Origin of the sequence: Phaeodactylibacter xiamenensis (genome assembly GCF_000759025.1) — a bacterium.
GTDB lineage: Bacteria > Bacteroidota > Bacteroidia > Chitinophagales > Saprospiraceae > Phaeodactylibacter > Phaeodactylibacter xiamenensis.
The window spans coordinates 1-17,043 of the sequence record NZ_JPOS01000038.1; the positions used below are offsets into that span (position 1 = coordinate 1).

At 53.9% G+C, this 17,043-nt stretch carries 13 protein-coding genes and 1 pseudogene; 2 read left to right on the forward strand and 12 right to left on the reverse strand.

Features of this window, described 5'->3' with window-relative positions; genetic code table 11:
- The 10 genes and pseudogenes from IX84_RS14860 to IX84_RS14900 all read right to left on the reverse strand — a co-directional run.
- Positions 1-361: pseudogene (locus IX84_RS14860) on the reverse strand (hypothetical protein); the annotation flags it as partial.
- A 94-nt stretch (positions 362-455) separates the two neighbouring features.
- On the reverse strand, positions 456-1,547 hold the full coding sequence (locus IX84_RS14865; RefSeq protein WP_044222405.1) for a bifunctional 3-deoxy-7-phosphoheptulonate synthase/chorismate mutase type II: 1,092 nt from the start codon (positions 1,545-1,547) through the stop codon (positions 456-458).
- Positions 1,548-1,568: 21 nt separating this feature from the next.
- Positions 1,569-2,408, reverse strand: coding sequence for a prephenate dehydrogenase (locus IX84_RS14870; protein WP_044222408.1), 840 nt, complete (start codon positions 2,406-2,408; stop codon positions 1,569-1,571).
- Positions 2,409-2,534: 126 nt separating this feature from the next.
- A complete protein-coding gene (locus IX84_RS34610) occupies positions 2,535-2,693 on the reverse strand; it encodes a four helix bundle protein (protein ID WP_081968772.1) in 159 nt (52 codons plus the stop codon).
- Between the two features lies 1 nt (position 2,694).
- On the reverse strand, positions 2,695-3,876 hold the full coding sequence (locus tag IX84_RS14875; protein WP_238578285.1) for a pyridoxal phosphate-dependent aminotransferase: 1,182 nt from the start codon (positions 3,874-3,876) through the stop codon (positions 2,695-2,697).
- Between the two features lie 41 nt (positions 3,877-3,917).
- Positions 3,918-4,802, reverse strand: a complete 885-nt coding sequence (locus IX84_RS14880; protein ID WP_044222411.1) for a prephenate dehydratase — start codon at positions 4,800-4,802, stop codon at positions 3,918-3,920.
- Between the two features lie 514 nt (positions 4,803-5,316).
- The gene (locus IX84_RS14885; RefSeq protein WP_044222414.1) at positions 5,317-6,093 is read right to left on the reverse strand and encodes an enoyl-CoA hydratase-related protein; all 777 of its coding nucleotides are present in this window, start codon (positions 6,091-6,093) and stop codon (positions 5,317-5,319) included.
- A 34-nt stretch (positions 6,094-6,127) separates the two neighbouring features.
- Positions 6,128-6,625 (reverse strand): 1,2-phenylacetyl-CoA epoxidase subunit PaaD, encoded by a 498-nt coding sequence (gene paaD, locus IX84_RS14890; RefSeq protein WP_044222416.1) that lies wholly within the window; start codon positions 6,623-6,625, stop codon positions 6,128-6,130.
- Between the two features lie 192 nt (positions 6,626-6,817).
- On the reverse strand, positions 6,818-9,202 hold the full coding sequence (locus tag IX84_RS14895; protein WP_044222419.1) for an outer membrane beta-barrel family protein: 2,385 nt from the start codon (positions 9,200-9,202) through the stop codon (positions 6,818-6,820).
- Positions 9,203-9,265: 63 nt separating this feature from the next.
- The gene (locus IX84_RS14900) at positions 9,266-10,597 is read right to left on the reverse strand and encodes a type III secretion system chaperone family protein (protein WP_044222421.1); all 1,332 of its coding nucleotides are present in this window, start codon (positions 10,595-10,597) and stop codon (positions 9,266-9,268) included.
- A gap of 107 nt (positions 10,598-10,704) precedes the next feature.
- On the opposite strand from IX84_RS14900, the gene IX84_RS14905 reads away from it, so the two are divergent.
- On the forward strand, positions 10,705-11,712 hold the full coding sequence (locus tag IX84_RS14905) for a GSCFA domain-containing protein (RefSeq protein ID WP_052516031.1): 1,008 nt from the start codon (positions 10,705-10,707) through the stop codon (positions 11,710-11,712).
- Between the two features lie 98 nt (positions 11,713-11,810).
- Complete coding sequence (gene lnt / locus IX84_RS14910; protein WP_052516032.1) at positions 11,811-13,589, forward strand: apolipoprotein N-acyltransferase; 1,779 nt, start codon at positions 11,811-11,813, stop codon at positions 13,587-13,589.
- Positions 13,590-13,932: 343 nt separating this feature from the next.
- On the opposite strand, the gene IX84_RS14915 is transcribed toward lnt, so the two are convergent.
- Both IX84_RS14915 and IX84_RS14920 read right to left on the reverse strand, forming a co-directional pair.
- Positions 13,933-15,513, reverse strand: a complete 1,581-nt coding sequence (locus tag IX84_RS14915) for a SulP family inorganic anion transporter (RefSeq protein WP_044222424.1) — start codon at positions 15,511-15,513, stop codon at positions 13,933-13,935.
- Positions 15,514-15,652: 139 nt separating this feature from the next.
- Positions 15,653-17,038: a HAMP domain-containing sensor histidine kinase gene (locus tag IX84_RS14920; protein WP_044222427.1), complete on the reverse strand. Its 1,386-nt coding sequence runs from the start codon at positions 17,036-17,038 to the stop codon at positions 15,653-15,655.
- Positions 17,039-17,043: the final 5 nt, after the last annotated feature.

Here is a 17,043-nt window from a genome sequence, read left to right on the forward strand (position 1 = left end):
TGAGGTAAATGGCCTCGTACTGCTTTAGTTTGCCGCTCTTCTCAACTTCGCCCAATACCTGCCCGAATAAAGGCTGAAGCTGAGAAGGGGGGATTTCATCCAGCGTTTGGCGCATACTGGTGTCTGATGGCACCTTGTTTATGCCAAACAGCTGCCGAAGGTTAACCTCTTCCTTCTTTGTCCGCCCTTTGTCAAAGGCCAATAAGGAAGGGTACTTCAACTGGAACATCGCCATGGCGCTCAGAAAATAATCGGGCAATTTGATGGACGCATTCGGCGCACGCGGGTCAGGCACTCCACTGTAAAACGCTCTGCATAAGCCATATAGGCTGTCATAGCTGGTGCCGCTTGGCTTTTTCATTCTCTTTTTTCCTCAAAGGTACACCTTATTCTTTATCAGTGGGTTGTGTGCCAAAGCGGGAATCGCTGGTAAGGAGGCAGGGCGGAGCAGGACTTTATGCTTCTGCCCTTGGCTGGTTCATCACTTTCTCCTGATGGTTGATGGATTCCTGATGGACGGCCTTGAGATAAACGGTAACAAACTCTTCGCTCAGCCCCTTAAGCTTGCCTTTGGTTACGGCGCGCTCCAGGATTTCGTTCCAGCGGCTGCTTTGCAGAATGGCAATATTATTGCGCTGTTTGTACTCTCCAATCCTTTCAGCCAGGCGCATACGGTTGCTGAGCAGGTTGAGCATTTCCTCGTCCAGTTCGTCAATCTCATGGCGCAGGTGCTCCAGGTTTTCAAGGAACTCCATATTATCAGTTGTCGGCTGACGGAAAATGAGCTGCTCTTTCATTTCCAGGAATTGTGCCGGGGTAATTTGCTGTGCGGCATCGCTCCAGGCGTTGTCGGGATCCGGGTGCACTTCGGTCATATAGCCATCAAAATTGAGGTCGAGTGCTTTCTGCGCTACGGTTTGCAGGATGTCCCGGCGGCCACAGATATGGCTGTTGTCACAGATGATAGGAAGGTCAGGGAATTCCCGCTTCAGGTCGATGGCAAGCTGCCAGCGCGGCACGTTCCGGTATTTGGTCTCTCCGTGGTAGCTAAAGCCCCGGTGGATGACTCCAATTCGGGTAATACCCGCTTTGTATATGCGCTCAATGGCCCCTACCCATAGTTTGAAATCCGGGTTGATGGGGTTTTTGATCAGCACAGGGATGTCCACGCCTTTCAGGGCATCGGCCACTTCCTGCACAGAGAATGGATTCACGGTCGTGCGGGCACCCAGCCAAAGCACATCAATCTGATGTTTAAGGGCTTCGAAGACGTGCTGTGTGTTAGCGACCTCGGTAGTCACTTTAAGCCCGGCCTCTTCCTTGACCTTGCGCAGCCAGCCCAGGCCTTCGGTACCGATGCCTTCGAATGCGCCGGGGCGGGTCCGTGGCTTCCAGATACCGGAGCGGAATAAGTCTACGCCTTTACCTGCAAGGGCACGGGCCGTGGTCAGTACCTGTTCTTCTGTTTCGGCACTGCACGGGCCGGCAATAATAATTGGCTTGTTGGCAGGCTTCTCTTCCAGTAGAGGTTTAAAAGTCATATCCATGGTTACGTAAATTTTCAAAGGTTATCGTAAAATGCGTTTGATATCATTGGCTTGTGCAATGAGTTGGTAAAATGTGTCGAAGTCTTTCTTGATGAGCAACGACCGAAAACGGGCCAGCTGATTGATGTGCTCGTCCAGTACATCCAGTACGTGGTCTCTGTTTTGCCGGAAAATGGGGATCCACATGTTCGGCGAACTCTTGGCCAGCCGCACCGTTGAGCTGAAACCACCGCTGGCCAACTCGAAAATGCGCCCTTCGTCCCGCTCCTTCTCCAGCACCGTCAACGCCAGCGCAAAGGAACTGATGTGTGAAATGTGGGACACATAGGCAGAATGCAAATCATGTGCCTCCCGGTCGAGCTCAACGATGGTCATCGGAATGCTTTCGTACATCTTTTGTACAGTTTTAACGGCATCCGGGGCGCTGCGGTCCGCATCAATCAATACGGCGCACTTATGATCGAATAGGTTAGGGATGGCCGCCTCCGGACCTGAAAATTCTGTACCCGCCATAGGGTGAGTAGCCACATATTGCCCGCGCTTCGGGTGCATGTCCACGGTATTGAGCAGCTCCGCTTTGGTAGAACCTACATCGATGACCACTTGATCCTCAACCAGGTCAAGGACTTGCGGCAGCAGCGTCAGCATAGCATCGACCGGCGTAGCCAGGATGATTAGCTCGGCTGCTTTTACACCTTCATCCAGAGGCATGTCCTCATCGATGAGCCGCCGCCGGATGGCCTTGTCCAGATTCTCTTGACTGGCATCAATACCGATGATGTGACCGGCAAAACCATTCTCCTTTAAGGTAATGGCCAGTGATCCGCCGATAAGTCCGATACCGATAATTGCAACTGTCATATTTAATTTAAAATGTAAATCTGTGTTAATGTGACCCATATGGGCCGTCGGAAATGTAAAAGTTTCTCACTTGATGGCTTCTTAGGCGTAAAGAGCCTTCCTTCTCAAAGGGTTAGGCCATTCAGGTTAGCCCTGAGCCTTCTTTATACTAGCTGTGAAAATGGCAACCAGTTGACCACACTCGTTTAGAACGGGTTCAAAAACAGCGCTTTCCAGGAGTGGCTTTGCTTTGATAATTTTAAGGCAGACTTGCGATTCTCTAAGTTCTTTCAAAGCAATCCTCATTTTACCTTTTTACCCTACGCATGGCTTCTTCATAAAGTGCGCCGTCACTGCAAAGCGAAATCCGCAGGTACCGGTCGCCCTGAGAACCGAAGATGCCGCCCGGAGTGATGAAGACGTTGTGCTGGTACAGCACCTCGTCTGCCAGTTCATAAGCATCGGCATACAGATCCGGGATTTTAGCCCAGACAAACAAGCCCACCTGCTTCGGGTCGTATTTGCAGTCCAGCGCATCAAAGAGCTGAAAAACTGTTTCCCGCCGTTCGGCATAGACGCCATTCAGCCGCTTGTACCAGGACAGAGGGCTCTTCAAAGCCTGTGCTGCAGCCAGCTGCACCGGCTTGAACATGCCAGAGTCCATGTTGCTCTTGAAGCGCAGCACCACCTTAAGGTAATCGGCCCGGCCAGCGAGCATGCCGATGCGCCAGCCTGCCATATTGTGCCCCTTGCTGAGGCTGTTGAGTTCCACGGCTACGTCCTTTGCTCCCGGAATGCTCAGAATGCTGTGCTGCTGTTCATTCAGGATGAAAGAGTAGGGGTTGTCATTGACAATCAGGATGCGGTGGCGGTGGGCAAAGGCCACGATACTTTCCAGAAAAGACAAATCCGCTGCTGTCCCGGTCGGCATATTCGGGTAGTTGAGCCACATGATTTTTACCCGGCTCAGGTCGGTGCTTTCCAGGGCTTCCATGTCCGGCAGCCAGCCGCGTTCCGGCTCCAGCTTGTATTCCCGGATGGTGGCTCCGGTCAGATTGGAGACTGCCCGGTAGGCCGGATAGCCGGGGTTGGGCACAAGCACTTCATCTCCACTTTCGAGAAAAGCCATAGCGATGTGCATCAGGCCTTCCTTGGAGCCCATAAGTGGCAGGATTTCCCCTTCCGGGTCAAGGCTGGCGCCAAACCACTTTTCATACCATTCGGCGAAAGCCGCCCGCAGCTCGGGGATGCCCATATAGCTTTGGTAGCCGTGGACGTCATTATGAAGAACGGCATCGGTCAGCGTGTCGATCACTTCATGGCTGGGTGGTAAGTCGGGGCTGCCAATGCCCAGATTGAGGACAGGCTTGCCCTCGGCGCGCATTTGCGCAATCTCCCGGAGCTTGGTCGAGAAGTAGTACTCCTTAACCTCTCCCAGGCGGCTGGCAGGTTGTATGATCATGTCGGATTTGGCTACTGATTTGGTCATTGCAAAATGAGATTCTGGTAAAGGTTTTTTAGAGGAATACTTTAGTACTCGTAATGCTCTCCGCAGGCATAAACGCCATGCACCTGCAGGTTGCGGGTCAGTGGCCGGATGGCATCAAGGGCCTGTTCGTGCCCCACTTTGCCCTGCACCACGAAGTCGACGTAAAACTGATATTCCCAGGGATGCCCGATAATAGGAGCCGACTGTATTTTGGTCAGGTTGACGTTGTAGGCGGCCATTACAGCCAGCGCCTTGTACAGGCTCCCCACTTCGTGATCGGTCGCGAAAGAAATGGATACTTTTTCCAGAGCGGCATCCAGCTTAGGCGTGCCTTTCTCCAGCACCAAAAACCGGGTGTGGTTCTTTTTATTGGTTTCAATGCCTGGCGCGATAATTTCAAGCCCATACATTTCAGCGGCGAGGGTACTGGCGATGGCACCAATGTGCGACCAGCCATTTTCACTGATCTCCCGGGCACTGAGGGCGGTATCTACGGTCTCCACTAACCTGATATTCGGGTACTGGGTAAAAAACTCCCGGCACTGTGCTATGGCCATGGGGTGAGAATGCACCTCCCGCAGCTCCTCTATACGTACTCCGGGTAACACCATCAGGTTTTGCTTAATGCGCAGAAAGACCTCTCCGGTAATATGCAAGCCCGACTGCTGCAGCAGGGTGTAGTTGCGCATAATGCTTCCTGCCAGGGTGTTCTCGATAGCCATTAGGCCAATATCTGCTTCTTCCTGCGCTTCCACCATACCCACCAGGTCTTCAAAGGTATGCGCGGGTACAATTTCCAGGGGCTGGTTTTGAAAGCAATGACGGGCAGCCACTTCGTGAAAAGCGCCTGCGTAGCCCTGAATACTGACCCGCAGTGGGGTGGAGGTGGTGTCGCCGGCAGCATAGCCGGCCTGTGTCTTGGTCATGGTTTATGAATTGTTATACCAATAAAAAAGCCCCGCTTTCGGGCGGGGCTTTCGTTTCGTTCTTATGCTTATGCACATGCACTCAACGGCAGCCCCTTTGGTGGATAGCCAAAAAAGAAAAAGTAAAAAAAGTAATACGCCGCTTTGGGACTGTACATGTGGTTTTGATTTGGTTATTCCCGAAAAAAAAGAAGCCCTGATTGTACAGGGCTCCTAAATATATTTTCGCAATCCGCAAAATTTAGCAGCCCTTATGCTCCGGCATAAAAGTAAAAGCTAAAAAAGTAGTTGCGGTAGTTGCGTTCCATTGCTTGTTGTTATGATACAAACCTAGGGATTAATTCGGCATTCCGCAAAGTGAAATGCGATTTTTTTTAAATTTTATTGGGTTTATTGCATTTTTATTGAACGAACAATTGTTCGTTTGCGGTTTTAGCAAAATTACCCCTCTGTTTTTGAAAGGATATAAACAAACAATTGTTCGTCTGCTAAGTATTGTTGTGCCAACCAGCATTTACTGCCCTTTGAAAACGGGTTTGCGCTTTTCCAGAAAGGCCTGCACGCCTTCTGCGTAGTCCTCGGTCTGCCCGGCAGTAGATTGTAATTGATCTTCGATGGCTAGTTGCCGTTCCAGGTCGTTATCGAGGGCATAATTGAGGGCGCGCTTGGTCAGGCCGAGGCCTATGGTCGGCATTTGGGATAACTTTTCGGCAATTGCCCAGCTCTTTTCCCCGAATTCCTCGTCCGGGAAGAAGTTGTAAATCATGCCGATGCGCTCGGCTTCCACGGCGGGTACTTTGTCGCCCAGCATCATAAGTGCGGCTGCCTTTTGGTATCCGATCAGGCGGGGCAGGGTGTAAGTTCCCCCGCTGTCCGGGATGAGCCCGATTTTGCTGAACGCCTGAATAAAACTCGCCGACTCTGCAGCGACTACAATATCACACGCCAGCGCAATATTGGCGCCTGCCCCGGCTGCCACACCATTGACGGCCGCTACGATAGGCTTCTCAATAGCCCGCAACCGGATCACAATAGGATTGTAATGCTCGGTGAGGATGGTTGTGAGTTCCGGGCCATCTTCGGCAACGATTTCGCCCAGGTCCTGACCGGCACTAAACGCTTTGCCTGCACCTATGAGGTAAATGGCACGGATGGATTCGTCTGTTTTGCATTCGTCCAAAACCCCTTGCAGGGCCAGCGCCATCTCACGGTTAAAGCTATTGTATTTGTCGGGGCGGTTGAGGGTAATGTGCGCTACGGCACCTCGTTTCTCGAATAGAATGGTGTCCATTGGGTTGGTTTTTCGGTAAAGGTAAAAGGTTTTTTTAATGGCATTTAAAGTAGTCGAACGGCTCCCGGCAATCCAGGCAGCGGTAGAGCGACTTACAGGCGGTAGACCCGAATTGGCTGACCAGCTCTGTGTTTTCGGAACCGCACTGCGGGCATTCCACTTTGGGCTGTTCGGCAAAGAGGGCGCCTTTATCTGCTGTACCATCCACGGGGGGCGCGATGCCGTACGCTTTCAGCTTTCGGCGGCCGGCTTTGGTCATCCAGTCGGTGGTCCAGGCGGGGTGCAGCACAGTAGTGACGGTGACGTTGTCGTAGCCATGCTCCTGAAGGACCGCGCGGATGTTGATCTCAATGGTATTCATGGCCGGGCAGCCGGAGTAGGTCGGGGTGATAATCACTTCCACGCCGCCATCTTCCTTAAGCTTCACATCGCGGATAATACCCAGATCGGTGACGGTCAGTACCGGTATTTCCGGGTCGGTTACCGCTTCCAGGACGGCCCAGATGTCATCAGTTGTGGTTGCTGTGGTCATAATGGTTAGGACTTTGAAATACTATACGCAATACGAAGCGGTTTGCGACATCGGCCACTGACGAAGCCTAGCTTGTCAGGGCAAGCGTAAGCCACTTCTCAGCGTAAATGCTGACATTGAGTAGGTTTGCTGTGGCAAACCACTTAATCGTCAGTATAACGCTTGTTCGTACGCCTTGGTTGACGGCAGTCCTTATTGCCGTCTTTCCTGCCGCTTTTCCTGATTGAGGCGGTAGTTGAAGGCGAGGATAACACTTTGCGTGCGCCGCCATTGGAAGACCGATTCTTCTTCGTAATTGGGAAGATCGACTTCAGAGCGCCGCTGACGGGTATTGAAGATGTCGCGCCCGGAAAGCGTAACGGTGCCCCGGTTGTTCAGGACATCCAGAGAAGCAGCAATATCGAGCATGTAAATGGATAAACGCCGCCCCTGTGGCGTACGCTGTGGGGCCGTATAGTCGAAGGAAACCTGCACCTGCCAACGGTCGGTGGGTTTGACCTTGGAGTTGATCTGCCCGCTCATGGTATAGGTGTCTGCGCTGTAGTCGGTACCTTCAAAGCTGCCCTCAATGATAGCCCGGAAGAGGTTCACATCGCCGGTAATGTCCCACCATTCGGTAGGTTGTACGCTGAGGTTGAGCTCCAGCCCGAAGGCATCGCGCACAGCCAGGTTGACGGGGTAAATGATTGCCGTCCCATCGTCTGCAGGGAGCGTCAGGCGTTCAATCACGCCTGTGGTCCGGCGGTAGTAAAGGCTCGTCAGAAAAGTGCCGTTCTTCAGATAGCGCAGGTAACCGGCTTCGAAGGAATTGGTGAATTCCGGGCGCAGGTTGGGGTTGCCTATGTTGTTGTTGCGCGGGTTGTTGTAATTGGAGAAGGGGAGTAGGCGCCGGAAATAAGGGCGGCTCAGCCGGCGGCTGTAGCTGGCCTGCAACTGATCCTTTTCGGTAACGGAATAAGACAGAGAGGCACTCGGGAAAAAGCTCAGGTAGTCCTGATCGTTGGATTCGCCGGATCGGAGCAGGGCCGCAGTGATGTCAGAAAGCTCCGCACGCAACCCCACCTGCACGCTGTAGGGCCCAAATTCATGTCCGCCGATGGCATAGGCAGCGTAGATATCCTCCGTGTATTCCAGCTCGTCATTGAAGTCGGGCAGGGGCGTGTAGACCCCATCTGCTCCTTCTTCTTCCACAAAGAAATCGTTATTGACGGTACGGAAAGCCGTCCGCAGCCCGCCTTCGACTTTAGTGCTTTCGCTAATAGGGTAGATGTAATCGGTCTGCAGCAGCATATTGATTTCGTCCTCAGTATTGCTGGAACGCTGCAAGAGTGGCATAGTCGATTCTTCATCCATCTGCCGGTAGTCGGCTAGCTCGGTATCATCGTCGAGGATGTACTTGAAATTAAAGGTCCATTTCTGATCAGGGTTGTCGTACTGCCGTTCGTAGTTGAGGGTCGCTTCCAGGTTGTGCTCTTCCTCCACTTCGTCGGTACGGCGGACCGTGGTGTTGAGTAGATTACCCGCCGGGTCAAAGTCGCGGAAGGTGACGGTAGCCCGGTTGTCGTCTTCTCCCGTGCGGTAGAGCAGGGCCGCAGTGAGGGTATTGCGCTCATTGAAGTTGTAATCGGTGCCCATCTGCAGATAGCCGCCGAGCCCGCCCCGGTTTTGGCTGGTTTCGCTGGTGAAGAAGTTAGTCAGTTCGCCATTTTCAAAAAAGCGCTGCGTCGCATTGCCGCCGCCCGGTGCCCGCCGGTAATCCAGCCCGAAGTTGGAGAAAAAGTTGAACGCCCGCCTGCGGTAGTTGAGGTTGTAGGAGGCGCCGTAATTGGCAGGCTGTCCTGCTGTGAGGCCAAAGGAGCCGTTGAAGCCTTTTTTCTCCTCCTTTTTGAGGATGATGTTAATGATACCGGCTTCCCCTTCAGCTTCGTACCGGGCGGAAGGGTTGGTGATCACTTCCACCCGCTCGATCATGTCGCCCTGCATGCGCTGCAAAGCCTCAGTATCGCCTGCACTCAGCAAGCCGGAAGGTTGACCATTGATGAGGATGCGCACCCCCTGACTCCCCCTCAGGCTGACGTTGCCTTCCGGGTCCACACTTACGGATGGAACGTTGTCGAGGATATCGGCAGCATTATTGCCGGCATTGGTCAGGTCTTTGCCTACATTAAAGACCCGCTTATCGAGCTTGAATTCCATTTGGCTGCGCTCGGCCCTGACCTCCACTTCCTGCAGGGCAATGGCATCAGTGGACATTTCCACCTTGCCCAGCCTGAGCGTGTCCTGTCCTGCCTGTACTTTAATCGGGCTCAGATAGCGGTCCTCATAGCCCACGTATTGAAACAGGGCGTAGTAATTGCCGGGTTGGGCTTCCAGCAAAAAGCGGCCATCTGTTTCCGTAAGGGCATTGGTCACCATATTGCTGTCTGGCAAGGCATACAGGCCCACGGTGGCAAAGGGCAGACTCTTTTCGGAACTGGCTTCCTGTAGCTGTCCGGTTAGGGGAATAGCAGATTGGGCAAGGGCAAAATAGGGGATGCTTAGCAGAATGAGGAAAAAGGTGTAGCGTGTGCAGGGCATTTCATCTCGGTGTTAATTCAATGGTGTAACGTTGAAATGCCGGAAATGATTAAAAATAATGCTTTATAAAGCCTTGACCAGGTTGAGCGACTTCATAATCGTCAGGTAAGAGCGGGCAAAGCGGGGCAGGCTGCTGAAGTCCAGGGAGCCGGTGGGGAAGGAGAAGTTGGGAAAGCTGCCCTTGTTCTCATCCACAATTTTGCTGATAGCCCGGCGGATGGCACGCTTGTCGGGCTGTTGGGTGCTATCGTCCAGGTACTTTACGGTGAAGCCGAGGTCGCCGAAGTAGGCCGGCTCAGTAATCTGATAATACAGGTGGAAAAGGTCGCGGTCCGGCTTAGGCACGGCGTAGTTGAACAGGCAGAAGCCAACGATGTAGCCGGGAATGGCCATCGCCATGCGCTCGTGCCCGTTTTCCAGGTACCAGTCCATGTGGTACAGTTCCCCATTGATGATGGAGACCACGCGGTCGTGGTTGACGGTATGCGTGATGCCGAAGGTGCTGCAGCCCCGGTACATTTCCCGGTAGAAATCCTCAGCCGGGCGCTCGGCCAGTGCCTTAAGCCCCTTGCAGAGGTCTTCGTTTTTGCCAGCGGTATTTTTTCCGCCGTTTTCGTAGTATTTCCGGTGAAGCTGCTCCAGGGTTTCCATCATAAAGCCCTCGGGCTTGATCAGGTAGTCGAGGCGGAAAATGAGGTCGAGGAGGAGGTAGCCGTAGCTGCTTGCGTAGCGTTTGCAATCTAGCGCCCCGTGCTCCACTTCCTGCATCACTCCGCCGATGGCTTGCTTGATGTAGCGGTACTTTGCTTCTTTTTCCTCCTGTGGCAGTTCTTTCAGGTGGGTGATTTCCACCGGTTGCAGGTTCCGGAATTCTTCGATCAGAAGGTCGTCCTGCTTGTCGGCTTTGATGGCGGCTTCGCGCAGGGCGTAGTAGAGTTTGTAAGGCGAGCCGTCGAGGGTATAGGTGTCGAAAACGATGACGATATTGCCTTCCGGATCAAGGGTGAAACGGCAGTACTTCAGGTCGAAGTTTTGCTCGAGCAGGCGGCGCAGTACGCCTATGTTGAAGGACTCGGCTTTAACGACCGGCGCCTGCACCCGGATTTTGTGGGGCGTGGCTTTACCCGTCAGCTTTTTAGACCCCTGATACAGCTCAAATTCCAGCCCACCCGGTACTTCCTTCCAGTGCACGTTGTCCTCCTCGTCATCCCGGAGGTAGAGGAGAAAGTGCTTGTAGCTTTCCAGAAACTGTTCATCTTCAAAGAGATCCTGCGCGCGGTCCCAGGCGTCATAACGGGAGGGCGCCTTATAGGAATCCGTATACCGGCCGAAGCGAATGGACGGTTGTTCCGTATGTTGTACAGCATTCCTGAAAAGGCGGTCGAGTAATCCCATATTGAAATCTGAAAATTGAGCAGCCCGGGCTTTCCGGGTGAATATCTTTAAATTGCGCCTGATTTCGAAGCGGAAAATACTACTTTTAAATCATTACCACTAAACAGATGCCCAAAAAGCACCCTCAATCGCAACCATTAAGGCTCAAAGTGCCGCTGCCGGATCCTCTTCCGGCTTTCGGGTACTCTACGCCTGCTGTGGGATTGGGGTCCTGTTTTGTCGAAGCAGTGGGGAGCCGCCTGCAGCGCCTCAAGCTTCCCGTTGCCCTCAACCCTATGGGTATTCAGTATAACCCGCTGGCCCTCAGCCGGACATTGCAGTATGGGCTCGGAGAAGTAGCCTTTGCTGAAGACGATTTAATTGAAAGTCAGGGCATCTGGCAGCATTTCGATTTTCACGGGGTGCTGGGGCATCCGGAGCGTGAAGCAGCGGCCCGGCAGATGCAGTTGGCTGTGGAGAAACTGAAAAGAGCGGTTGCAGGCATGGACCGCCTGATCATTACCCTGGGCACCGCTTTTGTTTACGAGCATCTGGCCTCCGGGCAGGTGGTGGCCAATTGTCATAAAGTACCCGCTAACGCTTTCCGGAAGTACCGGCTTTCGCCAAAAGCGATTGTGGATGCCCTGCAACCGGTTCTTTCAGCCTGCAAAGCCCGCCGCCCCGGACTGGAAGTGGTGCTAACAGTTAGCCCGGTACGGCACATCCGGGATGGGGTGGTGGAGAATCAGCGGAGCAAGGCGGCCCTCTTGCTTGCTGCGGAAGCACTGGCGGAAGCTGAATATGTCCACTACTTCCCTTCCTACGAATTGATGATGGACGAACTGCGCGACTACCGGTTCTACAAGACGGACTTTGTGCACCCCTCTGAGGAGGCGGTGGATTACATCTGGTCCTGCTTCGCCTCTGTAGCCTTTGAGGAGAGCACCCAGGAACAGCTCGAGGCCGTGGAAGCCATCGTGCGTGCCAGTGAGCACCGCCCCCTGTTTCCAGCTTCGGCAGCACATCAGGCTTTTGTGCGGCAGCAGTTGCAGCGAATAGCGCAGCTGGAAGTTCATTTGCCCCAGGCTGACTTTTCCCCGGAGCGTGAGCGGTTGCAGTCCGCACTGCTCAAGTGATTTCAGCAATGTCAACAAACGGTTAAGCCTTTGAGCCCGGCACCCGATTCCTGCGGTTTTTTCCTTAAACTTGCAGCAACTCAATCCACAATCCATCCATGAAGAAGCCCTTGCACCTGACTTTGCTTATTGTATTCGCTTTGCTGTGCGCCTACGCTGGCATCGATATGGTGGAAAGAGGGGGCATGGGGCAGCTTTGGGGCTACCGGCCGCTGCTGGCTTTCCTCTCCGGGTGGGGGGCTTTGGTGCTGGTTATCAAGTGGTTCCACAACGCCCGCTGGCGATGGCTGGGCTTGTCTACCCTGAGTGGGGTGCTGCTCGGTGTAGGGTTTCCGGATTTGCTGCCGGTGCCCTGGCTGATGCTGATCGGCTTTGTGCCCCTGCTCATCGTGGAAAATGAGGTGAGCGAACAGGCCGGTAAAGCCCGCCGCTGGACGGTCTTCAAATACACCTACCATACCTTTGTGCTGTGGAATGTCATCGCAACCTACTGGGTGGCGAATACAGCCTTCGCAGCGGGTATCTTTGCCATTTGGGTGAATGCCCTGCTGATGACCATCCCGGTGCTTTTGTTCCATACCACGCGCTGGGTGATGCCCGGGCTGAGGTACGCCGCTTTGATCTGCTACTGGCTGACTTTCGAGTACATCCACCTCAACTGGGAGCTGACCTGGCCGTGGCTGACGCTGGGCAACAGCTTCGCAGAATACCCGAGCCTGCTGCAATGGTACAGCTACACCGGTGTTTTTGGCGGCAGCCTGTGGATTTGGGTGGCGAATGTTCTGGGCTTGAGCATCTGGAATAAGTACCAGGCGAAGGAAAGCTACCGGAAGCCGCTGCTGCAGCTGGGGGCGCTTGTCGTAGTGCCTATGGTGGTTTCTTTGGTATGGTACACGACCTTCACGCCCGAAGGCGAGCCCCGGGAAGTTGCTGTTGTCCAACCCAATTTTGAGCCGCACTATGTCAAGTTCAGCTTGTCCGAGGAAGAGCAGATCGGCCGTTTCCTGGAGTTGTCCAAATCCGTCGTCCGCCCCGAAACCGACTACCTGGTCTACCCGGAGACGAGCTTCGGGCTGGTCGATGACCAAAAAATCAACCAATATCCGGCGGTGCGCCGCATCCGCAATGAGCTGAGCGGTTTTAAAGGGCTAAAGCTTATCACCGGCATTGATGGCTACCATGTTTTTCAGGAAGGCGAGCCCCTGAGCCCAAATGTCCGGGAGCAGGTTCGCCGCAATGGTGATACCCTGAGGTACGAAGTGCTCAATGCCGCCGTACAAGTGGAAATTGGAAAGGAAGAAGTCCCGCTCTACCGTAAGTCCAAGCTGGTGCCCGGGCCTGAAATTTTCCCCTTCAAGGAGGCGCTGTTTTTTCTGGAGCCCCTGGTGGAACAACTCGAAGGCACTACTGCAGGCGTAGGCACACAGCCCGAGCGCTCGGTACTGAGCAGTGGCAGCGGCAAGGTTGCCCCGGCTATCTGTTACGAATCCATTTTTGGCGAGTACGTCAACGGCTACATCCGGAAAGGCGCTCAGGCCATCTTCATCATGACCAACGACGGATGGTGGGACCATACCGCCGGGCATCGCCAACACCTCTACTTCGCCTCCCTGCGGGCCATTGAAACCCGCCGCAGCATCGCCCGTTCCGCCAATTCCGGTATTTCCGCCTTCATCAATCAGCGGGGGGACATCCTGCAGCCTACGCGTTACGACGAGGCGGCGGCTATTCGGCAGAACATCCTGTTCAGCGACCGCGTGACCTTCTACGTTCTTTGGGGCGATTTGATTGCGCGCATTGCCCTGTTTGGGGCAGCTCTTTTGCTGCTGAATACCCTGGTGCGGGGCTTGTTGCCGGGTAGGAAGGGTGAAGGTTAAATTTTAAAGTATATAAGGTTAAAGGGTAACCGACTTCGCGTCAGGCTTGCTTCGTCGGTCGGAGAAGGTTAAAGGGGCAGGAAGCTCACCGGGTGCACTAAGCTAAGCCGTTGGAGGGGCATTCACCCGGTGTGCTTTTTTCTGTGTCTCCTGGTCAGCACGCCCGGCGAAAGGAGTGCGCCGGGCGAGACCGCCTCACCGGGTGCACTACGCCGAGCCGTTGGAGGGGCATTCACCCGGTGTGCTTTTTTCTGTGTCTCCTGGTCAGCACGCCCGGCGAAAGGAGTGCGCCGGGCGAGACCGCCTCACCGGATGCACCTTCCTCATACCCTGCAGAACAAGTCTAATGCTCCTCCACCGTCATGCCCTCAATGTGCGGGCAGTTTTGCAGCGTCACTTTTATATCACGCTCCGGGGCATTGATCACAAAGTCATAAATAAGCTCCAGCGCATCCGGGTCGATGGCGGTAGTCCGGTAGCCATCAATGGTGACGATTGCGCCATCAGGCAGGTGGTCCAGGGTCGTCTGAAGGCTGGCCTTATTGATGAAGGAAACGTGCTCGCTCAGGGTAATTTTGATCCGTTTGCCGGGCTGCCCGTTGACTACTTCTTCGTCATCGTAGTGGTAAGGTGTTCTGTAATTCGCACGAAGAATGAAGAACACGCCCACTACCATACCGATGGAAATACCGACTAGCAGGTCTGTCAAAAGGATAGCGATAATGGTAATGATGAACGGCATGAACTGGTTATACCCAATTTTGAATTGCTGCCGGTACAGGCTGGGTTTGGAAAGCTTGAAACCAACAAAAATCAGCACCGCTGCCAGAGACGCCAGTGGGATGTAGCCCATCAAGCCGGGAATAAGCAGCACACTGCCCAAAAGCAATAAGCCGTGATAGATGGCTGACATTTTTGTCTCCCCACCGGAAGCCACATTAGCAGAAGACCGTACAATTACGCTTGTCATCGGCAAGCCACCAATCATACCGGCGATGATGTTGCCAATGCCCTGCGCGCGCAGTTCTGCATTTTTGGGAGAATGCCGCTTGTGCGGGTCCAGTTTGTCTACCGCTTCGATACTCAGTAAGGTTTCCAGGCTAGCCACGATGGCGATAACGGCAGCGGTCTTCCAAACCACCGGATTAAGGATACCGGTCCAGTCCGGGAAGGCCAGCGCCTTTTGCAAAGAGGCGATGCTGTTGATATTGGGCAAGGTCACGAGCATTTGCGATTCCGGTGTCCAGGCCGGATAAGCACCGATGTAGGCCAGGTGCAGCCCTACGCCGGAAAGTACAGCTATCAGCGCGCCGGGGAACAGCCCCAAGATGCTATGTTGCTTGATAAATGGGCGCTCCCAGAGGATCATCAGCCCCAGAGAAACAAAACCGATAATGGCCGCGCCGGGGTGAATGTGCTGCAAGGCATAGAAGAAATGGGTAAAAGTGTTGCCGCCTTCTTTATCGGCAAAAGCCATCTCACCAAAGGCCTCCATATCAACGCCCAGGAAGTGAGGCAGCTGTTTGAGGATGAGAATAAGGCCGATCGCGGCGAGCATACCTTTAATGACGGAAGAAGGGAAATAGAGCCCGATGATACCCGCCTTGACTAACCCAAGAATCAATTGGAAAACTCCGCCCAGGACCACCGCCAGCAGGAACAGCTCGAAGCTGCCGAGTTCGGCAATGGCACTAAAAACAATCACGGTCAGCCCGGCAGCCGGGCCACTCACACTGGTATGCGATTGGCTGAGCGCGCCCACCACAATACCGGCAATAATACCAGTGATAAGCCCGGAAAATAAAGGTGCGCCGGAAGCCAGCGCAATACCCAGGCACAAAGGCAGGGCAACGAGGAAAACAACTAATGAGGCGGGAATATCCTTAGCGTAGTGCCTGGTATATTCTGTAAAGGTTTCTTTCATGGTGACGTTGTGAATTTCAGTAGCAGTAGTAATGGCTTTCTTTCGGTGAGGCTGATCTGTAAATATGCACCTTATTTCCCAACACCGCATTAAGCTGGGATTAGAATGGCATTAAAATAAGATTAGAAACAAAGAACGATCAGATGAACTGCTGCTCTAAGGGAAGGCGTACTGTAGCCAGGGTGCCTTTACCTGGCTGTGATTCCACCGTGATTCGCCCTTTGTGCAGCTCGATGATCTTTTGCGTAAGCGGCAGCCCTACGCCGTAGCCGGTACGGGCCTGCACATGCTGCCCACGGAAAAAAGGCGTGAAGATAGATTCCAGCTCCTCTTTAGGAATGCCCATGCCCTGATCCTGAAACCGGACTTCAATCGCTTTGCTGCCGGCTGATAGGGTGACGGTGACCGGGGATTCGGAGTACTTGAGCCCGTTCTCTGCCAGGTTGAACAGGGCAATTTGCAGTAAGTTGGCATTGCCGTTGACCACGAGCGCGTCCGGGTCGCTTGGAAAAGTGGCGGTGTCGATCTGAAGGGGCTGCTGTGGATAGGCCCTGCTGAGCTCTTCCTGTATTTCAAAGAGCAGTTCGTCGAGGCGGATGCTTTGCCCTTCGTCATTGACGCCTTCCGTTCCTACTTCAGCCAGGTGCAGAAGGCGCAGCGTTAGCCGGTTAAGGCGCTCAGATTCTTCGGAGATATTGTCCAGCGACTCGGCGACTGTGGGGGGCAGGGATTTATAATGCTGCCGTACGAGTTCTATTTCCCCAAGAATAGTCGTCAGGGGGGTATTGAACTGATGAGAAGCGTGGGTGATGAAGTTGCGCTGCGTTTCCACCGAAGTTTCCAGCCGGCTGAGCATTTTGTTAAAGGCCTCCACTATGCTACCCAGTTCATCCTTTGGGTCCTGATCGGGCAAGGGCTCCAAACGGACGTGCAAATTCGCGGTGTCCACGGTTTTCATTTTCTCGGTCATGGCGGTCAGGGGGGAGAGCATGCGCCGGGCGTACCAGCGGGCGATGAAGAAAATAAAAACCAGGTAAAGCCCGGCCAGCCCAAAAAGGATATTGGCCAGCTCCCGGAGTTCCTGCTTGCCCTGCCGGTTGACGGCGGTGACGATGGTGAAGTGAGGCCCCTGATCGTCCCGGTACAGAATGCCAACGCCAAGTGTGTCCCCTTGTTCCACCTTGAAGTATTCCTGTGCTTCCGTGACCGGTCCGGTCAGGCGGTCAGCCAAAAAATCGGGCAGGTGGGGGAGGAGGCTGTCCTTTTTCTCCAAATGAAAGAAGTATTCCTGTTCGCTGGGCAGGGTGCGCATGTGTTTCTGTCGGATTTGCTCCAGCACCTGAGGGCTCAACTCGTCGTCATCGAGGTACATTTGGGAAGCGATCATGCAGCGCTCGTGCAGGCGGGAGGTGAATTCGTGCTCCAGGTAGTTGCGGTAAAGCAAGAAAATCAGCCCGCCCATCAGGAAAAGGATGCCTGAGGTGAATAGCGCAAAGTTGAGGGCCAGCCGGTTTTTTAACTTCATGGCAG

Bases quoted from the DNA above. Each gene is read 5' to 3' on its own strand.
- IX84_RS14865 (WP_044222405.1), bottom strand. From the start codon at position 1,547: ATGGATATGACTTTTAAACCTCTACTGGAAGAGAAGCCTGCCAACAAG.
- IX84_RS14870 (WP_044222408.1), bottom strand. From the start codon at position 2,408: ATGACAGTTGCAATTATCGGTATCGGACTTATCGGCGGATCACTGGCC.
- IX84_RS34610 (WP_081968772.1), bottom strand. From the start codon at position 2,693: ATGAGGATTGCTTTGAAAGAACTTAGAGAATCGCAAGTCTGCCTTAAA.
- IX84_RS14875 (WP_238578285.1), bottom strand. From the start codon at position 3,876: ATGACCAAATCAGTAGCCAAATCCGACATGATCATACAACCTGCCAGC.
- IX84_RS14880 (WP_044222411.1), bottom strand. From the start codon at position 4,802: ATGACCAAGACACAGGCCGGCTATGCTGCCGGCGACACCACCTCCACC.
- IX84_RS14885 (WP_044222414.1), bottom strand. From the start codon at position 6,093: ATGGACACCATTCTATTCGAGAAACGAGGTGCCGTAGCGCACATTACC.
- paaD (WP_044222416.1), bottom strand. From the start codon at position 6,625: ATGACCACAGCAACCACAACTGATGACATCTGGGCCGTCCTGGAAGCG.
- IX84_RS14895 (WP_044222419.1), bottom strand. From the start codon at position 9,202: ATGCCCTGCACACGCTACACCTTTTTCCTCATTCTGCTAAGCATCCCC.
- IX84_RS14900 (WP_044222421.1), bottom strand. From the start codon at position 10,597: ATGGGATTACTCGACCGCCTTTTCAGGAATGCTGTACAACATACGGAA.
- IX84_RS14905 (WP_052516031.1), top strand. From the start codon at position 10,705: ATGCCCAAAAAGCACCCTCAATCGCAACCATTAAGGCTCAAAGTGCCG.
- lnt (WP_052516032.1), top strand. From the start codon at position 11,811: ATGAAGAAGCCCTTGCACCTGACTTTGCTTATTGTATTCGCTTTGCTG.
- IX84_RS14915 (WP_044222424.1), bottom strand. From the start codon at position 15,513: ATGAAAGAAACCTTTACAGAATATACCAGGCACTACGCTAAGGATATT.
- IX84_RS14920 (WP_044222427.1), bottom strand. From the start codon at position 17,038: ATGAAGTTAAAAAACCGGCTGGCCCTCAACTTTGCGCTATTCACCTCA.